This window comes from Pseudomonas sp. JAI115 (assembly GCF_014200835.1).
Taxonomy (GTDB): Bacteria; Pseudomonadota; Gammaproteobacteria; order Pseudomonadales; family Pseudomonadaceae; genus Aquipseudomonas; species Aquipseudomonas putida_A.
The window spans coordinates 1-14,681 of record NZ_JACHCY010000011.1; the positions used below are offsets into that span (position 1 = coordinate 1).

Sequence of the window (14,681 nt, forward strand, 5' to 3'; positions counted from 1 at the left end):
TTGCCGACGCAACGGGCGAGTGAGATCGACCAACTGCTGCCGCATCAGTGGGTATCTGTCTGACTTACGCAACGTGAGTTGGGCAGACGCTTACGAGCAAGAGGCTGTGAAGGCAGCAAGGAAGAAGTACAGATATGTGGAAGTGGTATCGGTCAAATCGATGTAGACGACACAGTCGAGTAGCGCTCGGTATACGTCGCGTATGGCCCGAAAGAGTAATGTACCCAATGCGGCCCATTAACCCTCATTTTTAGGCTTAATGGCCCTTTTAGGGCTCATTAAGCAGTGCGAGTAATCCGACCAATATTGACGATGGCCATGCTGCGTCCAGGTAATAGATGATGCTGAAGCAAGCCTCTGGGCTTACCAATCGAGAGGAGGACGCCGCATTCCTCAGCAGCTGCGAGATCTGCACGCCATTCGTGCTCAAGTAGCATCTCACTGAACCAAACGACACCTGGCCGAAGCATTACTGCAAGGTGCGCGGTTAGATAGCTCGCATCCAATCTAGAGTGCTTCGGAAAACTGGGTACTCTTGATCAATTATCTCCGGTTGCCAGCTCCGGATATTGTCTTCCTGAGCGATGATGGCTGCCTCTCCCTTTTCTTCAATTTTCAAGGCATCCTCAATGCACCCCATCGGCCAGACCCAGGTTGCGAAACCTTTCATTGCTTCATGGGCTGCATAAGCGAGTGCTTGACCGTCAGTAGTTCTCGCAAAGGCTGCCCAACAGTCAGCTGCTGAACCGCCTGCGGATTTCTGAGGCAATCCATTTTCCCCAATCTGGAACCCTTCAGTTTGGCCGACCACCTGGAGCACAGATCTGACCTTATCCATTTCTTCGCATTCCTTCGGTAGCCATGGCCCCCTGGCATAAGTGAAAGCGAAATCTAAGTCAGCAATCACACCGCACTTGATTCCCATAGCTGTCAGGACAGCAAAGCCTTTAGGAATGGAAGAACAACTACCGAGAGCAACAAAGCAAATCCGTTCGAGCTCAGGTCTGACGCCGTAGAGCTTTTCGTAGATGAGTGGTAGCAGCCTCTGATCGGTTTTGCCCTCGCAGAGGATTACCTTCTCTGCGAAATAGATTTCAGCAATATTTCCGAGCTCGAAAAGGGTTCGAGATTGGGCTTGCGCCTCTGCCATTGCTTGCGCAACCGCCGCGCCCATCGGAATGCGAACCTCGGAGCCATTCTCCCGAGATCTGCGCACTATCACCGTTTCAGGCGCATTATCCCTGCTCACCATCAAGGGCGAATGGGTTGTGAACACGACTTGGTAGCCGGATTTAGAAAGCACATATAGTGCTTCCCTAAGACCTCTTACGCCTTGAGGGTGGAGGAAAATCTCGGGCTCGTCGATCAGCAGGAGACGACGGGCAAGGTCTTGATCGCGGGTTTTGCGGATGTCGGCCAGAAGCCGGATCAAGGCCATTTGTATCGCACGCTGCGCACCGCTACCCAAAGTGTCGAAACGTCTGGTTTGACCGGATATCTCATCGGTGACGTTTAGATCACCGCTCTTGAAAAACTCCTTAATGTCGATTGATGGTACGTCCAGGTTTAACAGCAAACCTGGGAAGAAGCTTGAGAGAGCATTGGTGGCATTGGTGTCGAACTCAGCTAGGAAAGGGGATCGATTCTCACCATCGGCTCCTAGGATATTCCTGACCGCTGTGAGCGCATCCTGAACCTCTCTGTGGGCAGTGAGGATGGGCGCCATGATTTCATCCAGCAGCCCACGAATTGTGCTGCCAGCTTTGCCTTTACCTAAGTCCTCCTGGACATCATCCATGGCGCGGATGTGCAACGCTTCGGGTAACAATGCCGAAATGGCCTGAGGCAGCCCCGTCGGATAAGAGCGCCAGGAAGTAGGGAGACCTTGCTCATCTAAATCAGCATTTCCCCAGACCTCCGTGGTCGGTTTGGTCGAGCCTGAAGCAGAAATCCTTATCCAAAGGTCACCGTTGATGCAGTAGGGAGTAATCGCGGCTTGATGTTTGGCTTCAGGGATTTGTGCAATCAGATCGTCCGTAATCCCTGATACGCAGGCACTGATGATGATTGGTTGATCGGGGTCGTTCGCATCTGTTTTCGCAAATGACTTTGGTGCTAGCACCAACCTGATCGCGTCGAGGACGGTGGATTTTCCCGCGTTGTTTTGACCGACCAGTGGTGTGAAATCACCCAGAGGCAAGAACACTTGCTTGCAGGAGCGGAAGTTCTTGATGTGTATTTTGCTCAATGAGTGCATGGCCGGAATTCCCTGTCTACAGTGGGCATGGATCCTCAGCGTAGCTGGAAAGTGGTGCTGCGCACTGTCCTCCACGAGCATCATGGTTTTTGCCGACATGCACTCCTTGTTTTGTAGCGGGTGGATACCTCAGAGGAAGCTTTGAATGGCCAGCGTTTGCGCCGGCCATCACCAGGTCAGTCTCAGAATTCGTGCTCAACATCGTCGAAAAAGTTCGGGCCTAACTCGTACTCAAGAGAGCCGAATCGCGCAAGCAGATCTGCTCTCAGTTCGCCTTCAGCCTCCGGCTCGAGATTGATCCAGTAGCTGTATACGAGTCCGTCATCCGATTCGTTGGTCGTGATCTCTGCTCCTGACAAAAGCTCGGCGTCGTCGACAGATATCCCGAGTTCAATCGCAAGGGCTTGAGCCATGGACATCCGGTTACTACTCCGGGCTTCTTCCACCGTTGCCCAATACTCCTGCTCAGATCTACGGTCGCGGTCAGCATCAGATTCACCGCTGGAGATCGACACCCCTTCATCAGCAAGCAGCCACTTACCATCGCGTCGCAATAGCTCGACCGTAGCTGTGAGAAAGAACGCAGTGCCGGAGTACATCCGTTCAGGGTCTTGCTCTCCTTGGAAGGTTAGCTTGACCACTAAAGTCAGCACCCCGGTTATGCCGTTGTATTCAGCAGTTCCCACGTACAAATCATTTGTCGTGAATCCGCTAGCGTTGGTGTCCGCGATTGCACCGGATAGCTGCTCCCCCAGCTCTAGATCCAAAGCGGTATAGATATCGTTTTCATAGATAGCTTCGCTGAAGTCTCTGACCCCAAAAACAGCCATCATCAAGCGCGGATCTTCGGGATTCCGCTGAGCGACCACAGCAAGCTCATGGTAATCAGCAAAGCCAGCTTTCCGTGCGAGGGTCTCTTGAGCGACAGAAAGCTTCACGTCCTGATCACGAACGAGCTGCTTAGCTTGGGATTTGAAAATGTTAAGCGGGGAAAAATTGGACATAGCAATGTCTCCAAAACCATTCGACGCTCTGGTGACCGATTGCCTGTTCACCGGGCAGCGTCTGGTTAGGGACATGCCGATGTAAAACGAGGGGGTGTATCTACGATGGGCTATTGCTTCGCGAAACAGGCGCCGGGCGACCATCACCGCCTGACCATGATCATAGGTCGACGAGTCTGGCTGCACAACCCTTGGACGGCTCTGCTTCTCCACCTCCATACCAGCGACTTCTAAAGCTGAACCGTCGAAATTTGACGCTTTTGGCAGTCAAAAAAACGACTAATTAGGAAAAAAATTTTTGCAACAAATATCAGTTGTGGCTGGTTCGATTACTCTGCTAGAAACTGTATCTGCTGGGTGCTACCACCCAGGTGCTCTTTAAACATGACTCAAGATTCGGGCTTGCGGTTGTTGATCAGGAAACTGATCGGCCTTGGGGTTCTCCTTGGCTTTCTTCGCCGCGCAGGTTGGTGCTGCCCATGCTCCTCAGTGCTTAGCGCCTAGGGCAATCCCAAAGGTGATCCAAGGGTTTGTCTCTGATCGTTTGATGCGTTGAGGCGAAATGTGATGTGGCGGTAATGCGGCGGACGGCTTATCAAGGGACTTGATAAGCAGAACTGTGGTTTGTAGTGGCATCTTCAGCGTTCCTTTCGGCCCGGAATGCTTGGCGGCGGGGCAATTTCGCCTGTCGTTGGGAACATCAGTCATGATTAGTTTAAAGAACCTGGCGCGCCGCAAGGCTCGTCAGTCTATGCACAGCAGTGAAGATGCTCGTGTCACCGAGGCAACTACATCTCAAAGCTCTAAATCGGGACGGATTGCGTGGATAAAGGCGAAGGCAGTAATGCTGCTCAAGTGGATCGCACGCGTTCGTCTATGCATCTGGTTATGGGAGAAGGCTGTTGAGGGTTGGGATTTTGTCGAGACTGTGGTAATTCCATTTATTGAGAACCTCCCATGACACAACAAACCACATCATTCGAATTCAGAGGTGCCGGTTCTTCGGAGCCGGCACATCGTCGGAAGCTTGGACATGGATGCCCCGTTCTATCCGCACAGCTCCATCCACAGTATCAAAGCCTTGGCACGTGCTCTGGGAGAGCCTGCTGAAAGACTTCTTGCGCTAGCCCAGCGTAGCTCCCGCCTTTATCGCTACGTGCCCCAAACAAAAAAAGACGGTATAACGCCCCGGCACACTTATGATGCCCATGAGCCGCTGAAGACCATTCAGCGTAAGATCGTGGATCGGGTGCTCAGCAAGGTCACTTACCCTGAATACCTGCACGGTGGCATCAGAGATCCCAAACTCCCTCGCAGCATCTACTCAAACGCTCGGGTTCATACCGGCGCCAAAACAGTTATCCTCCAAGATATCGCTGATTTCTTCCCATCGATCACCACTGAGCACATCCAGCGCTTATTCGTGGGCCTGTTTCGCTTTTCCGCAGACGTAGCCTCCCTGCTTGCGAGCCTGGTTACTCGGAAGGGGCAGGTTCCGCAGGGTGCGAGCACAAGTAGCTACCTGGCAAACCTGATTTTCTGGGACATTGAGCCGGCGCTGGTCACTCGTTTTAAAGCTCAGGGAATGGCGTATTCGCGCTTCGCAGATGACATCACGGTGTCGAGCAAAACTCTTATAGCTTCAGCCGCTACGACCCAAGTTATTGCCTCGGTCACATGGATGCTCGGACAAAAAGGCTGCCTGCAGAAGCGGAGCAAGCTGCATGTTCGTAAGCGTGGGCAAGCATTGATTACCGGAGAGAAAGCCGAGGCCGTCACTGTGACCGGATTGGTGGTGAGCGGGCCGATACCGGCGCTTCCCAAAAAAGTCCGGCTGGCTATCCGTGCTGCCGTAAAACAGCTGGAGGATCGCGTCAGAGGTAATTCAGGTCAGCTATCCGCTGAGGATGATAAGGAAGTGCGTCGAGTGATGGGGCGCATAGGCAGGTTGATTGCTTGCGGGCATCCAGAAGGGCAGCGTCTGAAAGCTCGTGTGCGAGTGCTGCTGGCGCGTACACCACTGTTTAAACGCTATGCGGCTGGTGTCGAGATTCAGCCTCTAGTGGTTGCGGATACCCCCTTAGGGTTGAATGCGGTGGCTAACACCTTGCCACGTGGGCAGCGAGAATTGTCATGGTATACAGAATAAGTAACCAACGACCTTCGGGAGGCGGAAGAAACTGCCCTTCCAAAAGTAAATTAGAACTCACATGGTTCCACCTTTGATTAGAGTAAAGCTACCTACGCTGCCAGGTGGAGTGCGCTCAAAACTTTCTAAGGCATATCTCTAAAGTCATGTGCTTGTCGAATTAGGATCTGTAGTTCATGGTTCAGATTGTCAGTATATCTACTGTCCAAATTCGAAACTCTGGACTCTCGAAAAGAGCAGAAATTGATGTCCTGCAACCAAGTGTAGCGTGCCCACCTCCGTTGATAGAGCAGAGTTGTTAGTCGCTCCATTGTTGCCACCAGCCCGTCTTGACGGTATGCGATGCGCGCGTCATGGGAGCGGTCGGGATGGTTATGTCCCCATTCTCCGAATGAAAATCCGCGAGATCCTCTACAGATATTTTGATAAGCAGATTGCGAAAGGATGCCTTGGCCAAGGAGACGCTGGTGATCCCAGAGAGAGTCGAGAATAATGCCCAAATTCTCGGCAAATTTTCGCCTCACCCTTCTTTCCGTATTGGGATCAAAAAAAGGCACATTTATAGGCTTATTTCGACGCATTCTAGCCATCTCTTCTGCATCGAACTTCCATTCCTGTAGTACCTCTACTGTATACATCTTCCAGTTTTGAGGATGGTCGATCAGCCTGTGGCAAGAGCGACACAAGGGGATACAGTTAGATATGTGGTCGTAATCAAAATCGAGTATGAATTTGTATCTTGGCCCTTTAGAGGCCCCCGAGATTATGTGAGCGGCTTCAAACACGTCGACCTGGTACGGCCCATCATCACCGGGGCCAAGCAGGTAGCAAGAGCAGCGAGGATTAGCACATATACCACCGGTTCTTGCCGCCGCGATGAGACGGACGTCAGCTTTGAAAGGCATGGGTACTCCCTAAGTAAGCGATCAATTCTTAAGCCAGCCCACGCTCAATCATTCTATCCAAAAGTGCTTGAGGATGAATGCGGTAAGAGCCTACACCGACCCGCTGTGTGAAATGGTCATAGGTTGGGCTGCTAACGCCAGTGGTCATCTCCGAATTGGATAGGAAGACGCCTGTATAGGTTTCAGCGACATCGCTGAAAAGCTGGATCACAGCTTGTCTCGTGACAACAAGACCTTTGCCTAGGTGACCGTCGATTACAGCATCCAGCACATTGGTGCGCAGACTCATGTTGTGTTCCTTTTGTCAGGGGAAACTGGCCGGGGGGGGCGCTAGCTATCTTTGCTGGCTAATGGCTATTCTCTCATCATTTCTACAGCAAGGAACGCGCATGAAGCTCAATCCGCTACACCTCAAGATCGCTGGTTTGCTTGAAGGCAGGCTTTTTCGAATTCCAGAATACCAACGCGCCTACTCATGGACATCTCGCCAGCGTAAAGACTTATTCGGCGACATCGAGGAAGCATTTCGATCTGGCCGGGAGCATTTCATGGCTACTTTGGTCGCCCTGGCAAAGGAGAAAGAAACCCGCCTTCTCGGTGTCGACGAGTTCAAGACTGTCGAACTGGTGGATGGCCAACAACGTGTAACGACTCTCATCATCCTTATGAAGGCGATTGAAAAGGCTCTAAACAAGGATGATGTAACGCAAGCCAAGGTGCGGCGGGAGTTGGGTGAGCTGCTTGTAAAAGGAGACGACCATTCTCTGATTCTGCTCCAGACAAATCATGATGCGAGTCAGGTTTTCACCAACTACATCCGTAAGGGGGTGGTGGAGGAAGGCTCCGCAAAAACTGCTGCAGATCAGAACTTGGTTGAAGCCGCCCGTGACTGCGAGCTCTTTGTGAGCAAATGGTTGGCTCGTGGAGACACGATCTTTGAGCTGTTGGTGACCATCAGGAATAAGCTGACGATTATTTACCATGAGATTTCGGACGAGGCTACGGTATACCGAGTCTTCGAGGTTCTTAACAGCCGAGGGCTGGATGTGAAATGGATCGACAAGCTCAAAAGCCAATTAATGGCGCTGATTTTCGAGCATGTTGAGGGTGGTACTCGCGATGAGGCAGTGGCCGAAATGCAAGACGTCTGGCGGGGCATCTATCGCTCGCTGGAAAACAGCACAAGAATTGGAGACGAAGCTCTTCGCTTCGCAGGCGCATGGGCCTCTGACGCGAGACCTAATCGAATTCCCAGTGAAGCAGATTCGACCGCACTGCTAACCGTAAAGGCGGGCACCCAGTTAAGAACAATTGCAGAGGTTGGGCATGAACTCGAAGCGGTAGTGCAAGCGAACCTGCGCCTGTTCCGAGATCCGCGCCTCCGGGCTGTTACGCGCATTGTGCACGCTCGATTTGTTGCCGCAGCGATCCTCCTGCGGAAATTCGACAAGAAGACAGAGCAAGAACTACTCGGCAAATGGGAGCGCGCTACTTTCAGAATCTACGAGCTGGCAAGCCGGGATAGCCGACACAAGGTTGGGGAGTACATTCGTCTTGGCTATGAAATTTACCGGAATAATCTAAGCAAGGATCAAATCCTCAGTGGGTTGGAAAAAATCTCCAAGGGTTATTCGATTGATGAAGTTTTGAACAACATTGAGTGGGTGAGCAGCTACGATGGCTGGCAAAATCAGCTGCGCTATGTGCTGAACCGTTATGACGAACACTTGGCCAAGCTCGCAGGGCAGAAGCTAAATGAGAGCCAATGGGGAAAGATCTGGGAGCAGGATGCCGCTAGCTCAATAGAACATATTGCACCGCAGAGCAGTGGCGTTGAGTGGATGCACCACCTCGGGAATCTGACGATGCTGCCACCTGGAACAAACTCTTCGCTAAAAGCTAGGCCTCCGGTTGAAAAGCTAGACGTTTATCGAAGCTGCGGACTGATTGCCACGATCCATGTCGGCCAACAGATTCATGACGCTGAATCTTGGACTGAAAATATGGTTCTAGCTCGAGCAAAAAGCATCGAAGATTTCATCAGGCTTGAATGGGCCGACTGATTCACAGTTTAAGTAACAGGCCATGATCGCAAGCGGAGCGCGCCGGCCCACGATGGGCCAAAGGCCTGAGGATGGACGCCCGGAGGGCCAAACCCTGGCGAAGCCAAGGTTTGGTTCACGACAGCCGTTCCCGACAGGGGGCTGGCCCAAAGTGGGGATGCTTCAGATCGCCGTCGACCCATAGGGCAGGGAAACCGCTAATGGCCTCGCGAATGAAGCTCTCTACCATTTCCGAGTATGGGCCTACTGAACAGTGCTACTGATTGTAGGTAGTCCGACTGCGTATGCCAATTAGGTGTTGGCTGAGTGGTGCCCCATCTTCTCGCTCATTTGGCGCATCAAGTCCGCATAACCATCTGTGGTCTTGCGCACACTATGAGGTGTGACCAGGGACGCATCAATATCCGCTTTCCGAGCCCACGAGACGCAGATTTTTCTCAGCGCTTCAGACGATAGTGGACGCTCAGGGCCATTAATCGCACGGAACAGATACTCTCCGTCCGACAACTTCGAGGTCTTGATGTACTGCTCGAACACCGACCTGTGCCTATCGGGAATTGCATCGAGTACCTTCTTGGTATCAAGGCTCTTCACGCCATACACCGCACCACCGTGCCGCATTCTTGCCGATAGAAACTCGCCTGCCCGCAGCGCACCCAGCATGCATGCGAACAGCGCCCGATCTCTCAAGCTGCCGGATTCGGACAAGATATTCTCCAGCGTCTGAATGTGTTCTTTGGACAGTCCTGACTGAGCCCGGCTAACCCGTTCAGGTGACGGTCTATGACCAGCACTTGGAGAAACCTGCGCACGTTTGAAGGCTACGAGTTTTTTCAGGGACAGATCGTTTACAAGTCGTTCCAGCTTCTGTTGATCCAGAGGGAGCAATGTTTCCGGCTGCAGGGTAGTCCCGATGGCTGAACGAATTGCCTGCCTGACATCGGCTTCTGGCGGTACAGGTTTACCGGGTTGGCAGACTTTTGAGGCCTCGCTGAGATCGTGAATGCTTTGATAACCCAGTCCCCGTGCGAGCGCTTTCTGAGCATCTGCAAGCGAGATCGGGGTTGAGCCATACCATCGCTCTTGCAACTGTTTGGACAGGCTTTTGAAGCCACGATTACGGATCAGATCGTCTGGATAGACTGGGACGCGCATAGCAATTCTCCGGTAGCGTCAGGGTGTCGGCTGCCCGCTGACTATCGTCGAAATGCGTGCGATTAAGAGGGTGTTGCAACCTGTGGCACTAGAGCCTTCACGAGCCGACCGTTTGATCCAGGAAGATCAGAGGCGGCAAAGCTAGCATGCGAATCTGCAGCGCGTCTACGATAGGCATTAGCCGGGTGAATCGCGGAACCGCGTACTGGACAACTTGAGCCGTATTGGTTGTCAGATTAGCAACGTGATCCTGGAATAGGTTTATGCCTTCAGCGAGCTGAAAAATGAGGACAGGTGTGGCGAATTTCAAATCGACAGAGATGCGATTTCTTGATTCCATCTTCAACATGGGCGGCGGATACGTCCTCGATTTCTCCAACCGCACCATGGACGAGTTCTTCATGGAGGAGCTTGAGATCGACATCTCCCACGAGATGTTCTCCAAGGATGGCACTTCCAAAGCCAGGCGCGTCAGATGCCTCCTCCAGAACGCCGATCACTCCACGGTAACTCGAGTGCTCGAAGCCCTCTGGAAACACCGGCAAACCATTCGGGCGGAGAGCAAAGCCACGGAAGACGTGGTAAACGCCGAAGGCCGCTTTCTATCCCTGCTCGAATCTATCAGATCGCCAGGGCAGCACGCCCAGGTGGTAAAAAATCCTTTCGCTGCGGCAGCGGTGATTGATCAGGGCGCGATCCTTGATGCCCTGAAGCAGCGTTTATATGATCTGCGCGACCTAGCTCCGCAGAAGCGTGGCTACGAATTCGAAGGATTCCTAAAAGAGCTTTTTGACTCCTCTAAGCTTCAGGCGCGTTCGCCGTTCAGCCTGGTTGGCGAGCAAATAGACGGAAGCTTCCAGCTAGGAAACGAAACGTATTTGATCGAGGCCAAATGGGTCAGAGATCCGATTGGAGCAGCTGAGCTTCATACGTTTCAAGGCAAGCTCGATCAGAAGGCTGCTTGGGCGCGTGGCGTTTTCATCAGCTATGGGGGGTTTACACAGGAAGGCCTTCACGCGTTTGGCAGAGGCCGAAAGGTGATCTGCATGTCCGGCGAGGATATCTACAAAGCACTGGGACGGCGGATACCCATTGCGGAGGTGATTGACCGGAAGGTTAGAGCTGCCGCAGAAACTGGCGCTGCGTTCGTGCCGTTGGATGAGTTGTTCAAGCCGTGACCTGACTTAGGCGCAGGATCGGCAGTCTGGTGTCACCTACTACTCATTCGGTGGGCTGCTTTCTGAAAGGACACAGGATAATGGATCTACGGAGGGCGCGGCGATGATCTACTTCTTCATTGAAGACAGTAATGAGCAAGTGAAAATAGGCCGGGCCAAGGACATCGAGAAACGCAAAAAAGGTCTCCAAACCGGGAATCCAAGGAAACTTTTACTTCTGGGGTGGATTCGTACCGATGATGACGTGCGGCTGGAAAAGGAGATTCATCGACATTTCTCGCATCTGCGTGGTTCTGGTGAATGGTTCACCTTGGATCCGGCGGACATTTTGCCGATCCTTAAGCACTTCGACATCGATGGGTTCGTCGGTACTACTGATGACTCGTTTGAGGTCATCGGACATGATCGGGATGGTGTGCCTGAATACCTGGGGGTTTGGAACTGGGGTGATCTGGAATGGGATGAATGCTGCCCTTTCTGCGGAAGCTTTTGCGGCATGCACTTTCAAGACGCATCGAGTATGTACCACTGCCTAAACTGCGACACTCTGACAACCTTTGATTTCCTGAGCCACCAGGAAGAAGAGTGACAGGGTCAGCAGTACGTTGCCGTTTGAGCTTCAGGCGGGATGTATCCAGTGGGATCTCTGAACTAGGCCAGGGTCAAAATCAGAGCGCTCGGCTTGATTCTGACCCTTGCTAAATGGGCCGTGCTAGCTCGCTCTCGAGGAGAACTCGGCTAGCCATTTTTGCAACGCTGTTACGTCTGCCTCAAAGACATCCAGCTCGAGCGCGCTGCTGGGCAACTCGTCCGACTGGGCATGTTCAAACACTGAGTATCGAGTCATCAGGTCATCAATGAATACGCAGTCTTCATTTGTCACCTTGGCAACCTTGTGTAGTTTGCCCTGGGTGTTGATCGCACGCCTGAAACGTCCTACGACATCTGCCAGTAAGATGTACTCCACCGTCTTTTCCACGATGATTCTGAAGTCACTGCAAGCGCTCTTGCCAAGCGACTCATACGCCTCGACCTCAGCCTTCCCCAGATGCTTTTTGAGGCGTGTAATAGTGTTATCTATCAATCCGCGTACCGCGCTTTCCGGCTTTAGGTCTCGAGCGCTTGCAGTCGCGACAATGCCGGCAGTTTTCGCTAACCGTTGAAGTGACGTCAGCGTTGGCTTGATGGTGGGCATACCAGGGGTCTGCTCCCACTTCTTGGTAACCGCTTCTACCTGAGCTACTAGAGAAAGTCGGTGAGTGAAAATGATGACCTGCCTCGTCTGAGATAGGGCCACGAGACGCTCGACTACTTTTTCTTCGAAGTCCTGATCCAGCGAAGAAATCGGGTCATCAAAAATGAACGGGGCCAGTTGGTTTGAGCCTGTGGTGTCCGCAAGGAACGCTGCCAGCGCAGCGATCCTGGTCTCTCCTTCGCTCAAGATGTAGTCCAGGCCATGGGTGCCATTCGCACCCACCAGGTTCAAGCCGAAGGTGATCTTGCCTTTGCCCCCGGATTTACTTTGCGGCGCGATTGGAAGGCGGTGTCCGCCGAGGCGCTTCAACTCATCTAGGAATCGAGATTGATAGCCAGCATCAAGCTCGGTCTTCGCCAGCTCGTTTTTCTTCGTAGTCAGGGCATTGGTGGCGGCTGAGCGCGAAGCTTTATCAATCGCTGCAACGGCGATCAACCTAGCCCTTTCTGCAACAATTGACGCTTTGTTTTGAGAGAGCCACTGCTTGGCTTGGAGTTGCTGAACTCGACTCTGCACGGCTTGGCGATGTTCATCTTTCAACAAGGCTGACAGGCTCAGCTCCTCTTCGATGAGTTTTGCAGACTTGGTCTTTACCGCCTCGTTTATGCCCGACCAGTCGAAAGGTTGCAGGGTGCCTACAGGGCTGCCCAGTGCAATTTGATCAAACCGTGCTTTCAACAGGCCAAGCCAACTGACCCCATCGGCCTCTTCAAAACCTAGAGTGGACATGTGGACAATCCAGTCAGCTTGTCCGGGAAGAATTGGCAGCCGCTTTTTGCGATCAGCAAAACCATTTTCAGCCGTCTTGGCGGTTGTTTCCAGGCCGTCGGTCACGAACTTCTCAAACCCTGTCAGTCGGGCTTTGGCGTCCTCGCTGAGGCTTTGGTGACAAAGTACGCAACGTGAGTCAGCTAAGACGTTAGGGAACGCTATATCGACGTAGGCTGTGCCCGTGGAATAGGCACGTGCTTGCTCCCACATTTTCTGCCAGGTCGCTGAGCCAACACCCTCAAGCTCTGCTTTCCCGAAAATAGCTGCCGCTGCCTCTTCGCAGGTGCTCCTCGCTTTGACGGCGGTATTCTTCAGGTTTTCCAGTTCTCCCGCCGTCGCGTCGTTCAAGCCCAACTGAAGTGTCGACATCGCTGTCTCGATACTTTTCAGGGCAGTTTTTTCTTTGTTGATAGCCAAAAGACGACCGGCGATGTCCTTCTCTGCAAGCAAGGCTTCGCTTTCTATACGCTCCCGATCAAGTTGGTCGGTATACAGACATTCCTTATCAATGCTCGCAGGCGCAGTCGTGCTCTTCAAGGCGGAAAGCCATTTCGCTTCGACTGTTTGACTAAGGCTCTGAGCCATAGCGGGTAGCGCTTTGCTAAGCAACGCCTTTTCTCTTGCCAGCTCCGCGCTCACGGCATCTGCGGTGGCGATCAGCTCGGATACAAACTTCATCCGGCTTGGCTCATAGCAAGCCTCAGTCCTGGTCATGTACTGCTGGGCAGCCTTGGTATCGAACACCTGTGCATGTCGTAGCGCTTTGTGAGGCCCACTGGGAATGTCCCAGTGAACATCAGCCGATTTACCGTCAATCGATACCTTGAACTGTGCACGGCACGGAGTCGGTGCTGGATCGAAGACATTTCCGTGAATGTCGTCCTTGGAACGTGATCCGCAGATCTGCTTGAGCAACCTTGCAAACCCGCTTTTGCCGGTTCCATTCTGTCCGTAGATAACAGACAGGTTACTCTTGCCGAAGGGGAGGTTGGCGCCAGGCTTGATTGCGTTCAACCCATGCACATCCAAGATCTCTTCAATCCGAAGCATGGGTCTATTGGCGACCTGCGATAACGCGCCGGGCGTAACGCTCAGAAATCCTGTATCAGCCTCAACCTTGGCTTCGACCTTGCAAAGCCTGGACAGCTCTTTGATTTCGTCCTGGTTCAGCTGCCGCTTCGAGTCGATAAGCATTCGAGCTGCGGTCTGCAACCATTTGGGGCGCCCATTCAGCCACGTCTCAAAATCATCAGCTACAACTGGCCCTGCCTCAATCTTCGTCATGGTGCGCTCATCTCACAGAGTAATTCCTGAGCGTAGGCAGGGAATGGCTATTTGCCATGTTTTTTGCCTCCAAATTGGTTGCAAGATGTGGAAGGGAACGCCTCGCGAAAGCGTTGGAGAGGATCAAGTTACGTTCACGGATCGCGCATTTTCGGCCCTCCTGAACCGGGTATCGGTAATTGATTTGGCAAAATTGACTTAGAGGTGCTAGGATTTCTCCGCGTTCATTGATTTCCTTGATTTCAATGAAATCTACCACTAAGGGAGTCAGTCCATGGCACGAACTCCAGCGAAGCTGGCTGCTGACGGAAACGCACTTATGGCCACAATCGACGGTTTAGGCATCGACGTGACCCGAGATAAGTTCAAGGTTACCGGGGCAGCTGGTGTGATCGTCGCGCACGTTGCCAAGGCATCTGGTCAGGTGGTTTCTGCACGGATTCGGGGACGCTCGTTCAAGCAGATGACCCAATTCGACCCGAACGAGATTTCCGTTTCGGAGCGTCGTCAGCTTGAGAAGCAGATGTATGACGATGGTCTGACTCAGTCAGAGATAGCTGACTTGCTGGGGGTGTCGCAATCTTTGGTGGCTAAAGATTTGAGCCTGCTTCGGCAAGGCAAATAGGCGTCAATAAACGGCTGAGTCAGAAAAGCAGTGAT

Annotated in this window: 12 protein-coding genes; 6 read left to right on the forward strand and 6 right to left on the reverse strand. The window is 52.7% G+C overall.

Annotated features, from left to right (window positions below; translation table 11 throughout):
* Positions 1 to 487: 487 nt before the first annotated feature.
* Together HDC30_RS21255 and HDC30_RS21260 are read right to left on the reverse strand one after the other, a co-directional pair.
* On the reverse strand, positions 488 to 2,356 hold the full coding sequence (locus tag HDC30_RS21255) for an ATP-dependent endonuclease (RefSeq protein WP_260319950.1): 1,869 nt from the start codon (positions 2,354 to 2,356) through the stop codon (positions 488 to 490).
* Between the two features lie 83 nt (positions 2,357 to 2,439).
* Positions 2,440 to 3,261: a hypothetical protein gene (locus HDC30_RS21260; protein WP_183784757.1), complete on the reverse strand. Its 822-nt coding sequence runs from the start codon at positions 3,259 to 3,261 to the stop codon at positions 2,440 to 2,442.
* Between the two features lie 706 nt (positions 3,262 to 3,967).
* On the opposite strand from HDC30_RS21260, the gene HDC30_RS21265 reads away from it, so the two are divergent.
* Complete coding sequence (locus HDC30_RS21265) at positions 3,968 to 4,222, forward strand: hypothetical protein (protein WP_183784759.1); 255 nt, start codon at positions 3,968 to 3,970, stop codon at positions 4,220 to 4,222.
* Between the two features lie 72 nt (positions 4,223 to 4,294).
* Positions 4,295 to 5,410 carry a reverse transcriptase family protein gene (locus tag HDC30_RS21270; RefSeq protein WP_183784761.1) on the forward strand — a complete coding sequence of 372 codons (1,116 nt, stop codon included), beginning with the start codon at positions 4,295 to 4,297 and terminating at the stop codon, positions 5,408 to 5,410.
* Between the two features lie 125 nt (positions 5,411 to 5,535).
* On the opposite strand, the gene HDC30_RS29635 is transcribed toward HDC30_RS21270, so the two are convergent.
* Complete coding sequence (locus HDC30_RS29635) at positions 5,536 to 6,315, reverse strand: HNH endonuclease signature motif containing protein (RefSeq protein WP_409347921.1); 780 nt, start codon at positions 6,313 to 6,315, stop codon at positions 5,536 to 5,538.
* Between the two features lie 28 nt (positions 6,316 to 6,343).
* On the reverse strand, positions 6,344 to 6,604 hold the full coding sequence (locus tag HDC30_RS21275; RefSeq protein ID WP_057723467.1) for a hypothetical protein: 261 nt from the start codon (positions 6,602 to 6,604) through the stop codon (positions 6,344 to 6,346).
* Positions 6,605 to 6,704: 100 nt separating this feature from the next.
* Here HDC30_RS21275 and HDC30_RS21280 point away from each other — a divergent pair, with 100 nt between their 5' ends.
* Complete coding sequence (locus HDC30_RS21280) at positions 6,705 to 8,378, forward strand: DUF262 domain-containing protein (RefSeq protein WP_183784763.1); 1,674 nt, start codon at positions 6,705 to 6,707, stop codon at positions 8,376 to 8,378.
* Positions 8,379 to 8,669: 291 nt separating this feature from the next.
* Here the strand turns inward: HDC30_RS21280 and HDC30_RS21285 are convergent, their stop codons facing one another.
* On the reverse strand, positions 8,670 to 9,533 hold the full coding sequence (locus tag HDC30_RS21285) for a hypothetical protein (RefSeq protein ID WP_183784765.1): 864 nt from the start codon (positions 9,531 to 9,533) through the stop codon (positions 8,670 to 8,672).
* Positions 9,534 to 9,829: 296 nt separating this feature from the next.
* Here HDC30_RS21285 and HDC30_RS21290 point away from each other — a divergent pair, with 296 nt between their 5' ends.
* Positions 9,830 to 10,711, forward strand: coding sequence for a restriction endonuclease (locus HDC30_RS21290; RefSeq protein WP_311662101.1), 882 nt, complete (start codon positions 9,830 to 9,832; stop codon positions 10,709 to 10,711).
* A 103-nt stretch (positions 10,712 to 10,814) separates the two neighbouring features.
* Entirely contained in the window at positions 10,815 to 11,300 is a 486-nt protein-coding gene (locus tag HDC30_RS21295; protein ID WP_179599282.1) for a GIY-YIG nuclease family protein, read from the forward strand.
* 123 nt (positions 11,301 to 11,423) lie between these two features.
* On the opposite strand, the gene HDC30_RS21300 is transcribed toward HDC30_RS21295, so the two are convergent.
* Positions 11,424 to 14,021 carry a hypothetical protein gene (locus HDC30_RS21300; RefSeq protein WP_183784768.1) on the reverse strand — a complete coding sequence of 866 codons (2,598 nt, stop codon included), beginning with the start codon at positions 14,019 to 14,021 and terminating at the stop codon, positions 11,424 to 11,426.
* Between the two features lie 274 nt (positions 14,022 to 14,295).
* On the opposite strand from HDC30_RS21300, the gene HDC30_RS21305 reads away from it, so the two are divergent.
* Positions 14,296 to 14,646: a hypothetical protein gene (locus HDC30_RS21305; protein WP_179599286.1), complete on the forward strand. Its 351-nt coding sequence runs from the start codon at positions 14,296 to 14,298 to the stop codon at positions 14,644 to 14,646.
* The last annotated feature ends 35 nt before the right edge of the window (positions 14,647 to 14,681 follow it).

Excerpts from the sequence above, each read along its gene's own strand:
- HDC30_RS21280 (WP_183784763.1), top strand. The coding sequence starts at position 6,705 with ATGAAGCTCAATCCGCTACACCTCAAGATCGCTGGTTTGCTTGAAGGC.
- HDC30_RS29635 (WP_409347921.1), bottom strand. The coding sequence starts at position 6,315 with ATGCCTTTCAAAGCTGACGTCCGTCTCATCGCGGCGGCAAGAACCGGT.
- HDC30_RS21275 (WP_057723467.1), bottom strand. The coding sequence starts at position 6,604 with ATGAGTCTGCGCACCAATGTGCTGGATGCTGTAATCGACGGTCACCTA.
- HDC30_RS21285 (WP_183784765.1), bottom strand. The coding sequence starts at position 9,533 with ATGCGCGTCCCAGTCTATCCAGACGATCTGATCCGTAATCGTGGCTTC.
- HDC30_RS21270 (WP_183784761.1), top strand. The coding sequence starts at position 4,295 with ATGGATGCCCCGTTCTATCCGCACAGCTCCATCCACAGTATCAAAGCC.
- HDC30_RS21265 (WP_183784759.1), top strand. The coding sequence starts at position 3,968 with ATGATTAGTTTAAAGAACCTGGCGCGCCGCAAGGCTCGTCAGTCTATG.
- HDC30_RS21295 (WP_179599282.1), top strand. The coding sequence starts at position 10,815 with ATGATCTACTTCTTCATTGAAGACAGTAATGAGCAAGTGAAAATAGGC.
- HDC30_RS21255 (WP_260319950.1), bottom strand. The coding sequence starts at position 2,356 with ATGTCGGCAAAAACCATGATGCTCGTGGAGGACAGTGCGCAGCACCAC.
- HDC30_RS21300 (WP_183784768.1), bottom strand. The coding sequence starts at position 14,021 with ATGACGAAGATTGAGGCAGGGCCAGTTGTAGCTGATGATTTTGAGACG.
- HDC30_RS21260 (WP_183784757.1), bottom strand. The coding sequence starts at position 3,261 with ATGTCCAATTTTTCCCCGCTTAACATTTTCAAATCCCAAGCTAAGCAG.
- HDC30_RS21305 (WP_179599286.1), top strand. The coding sequence starts at position 14,296 with ATGGCACGAACTCCAGCGAAGCTGGCTGCTGACGGAAACGCACTTATG.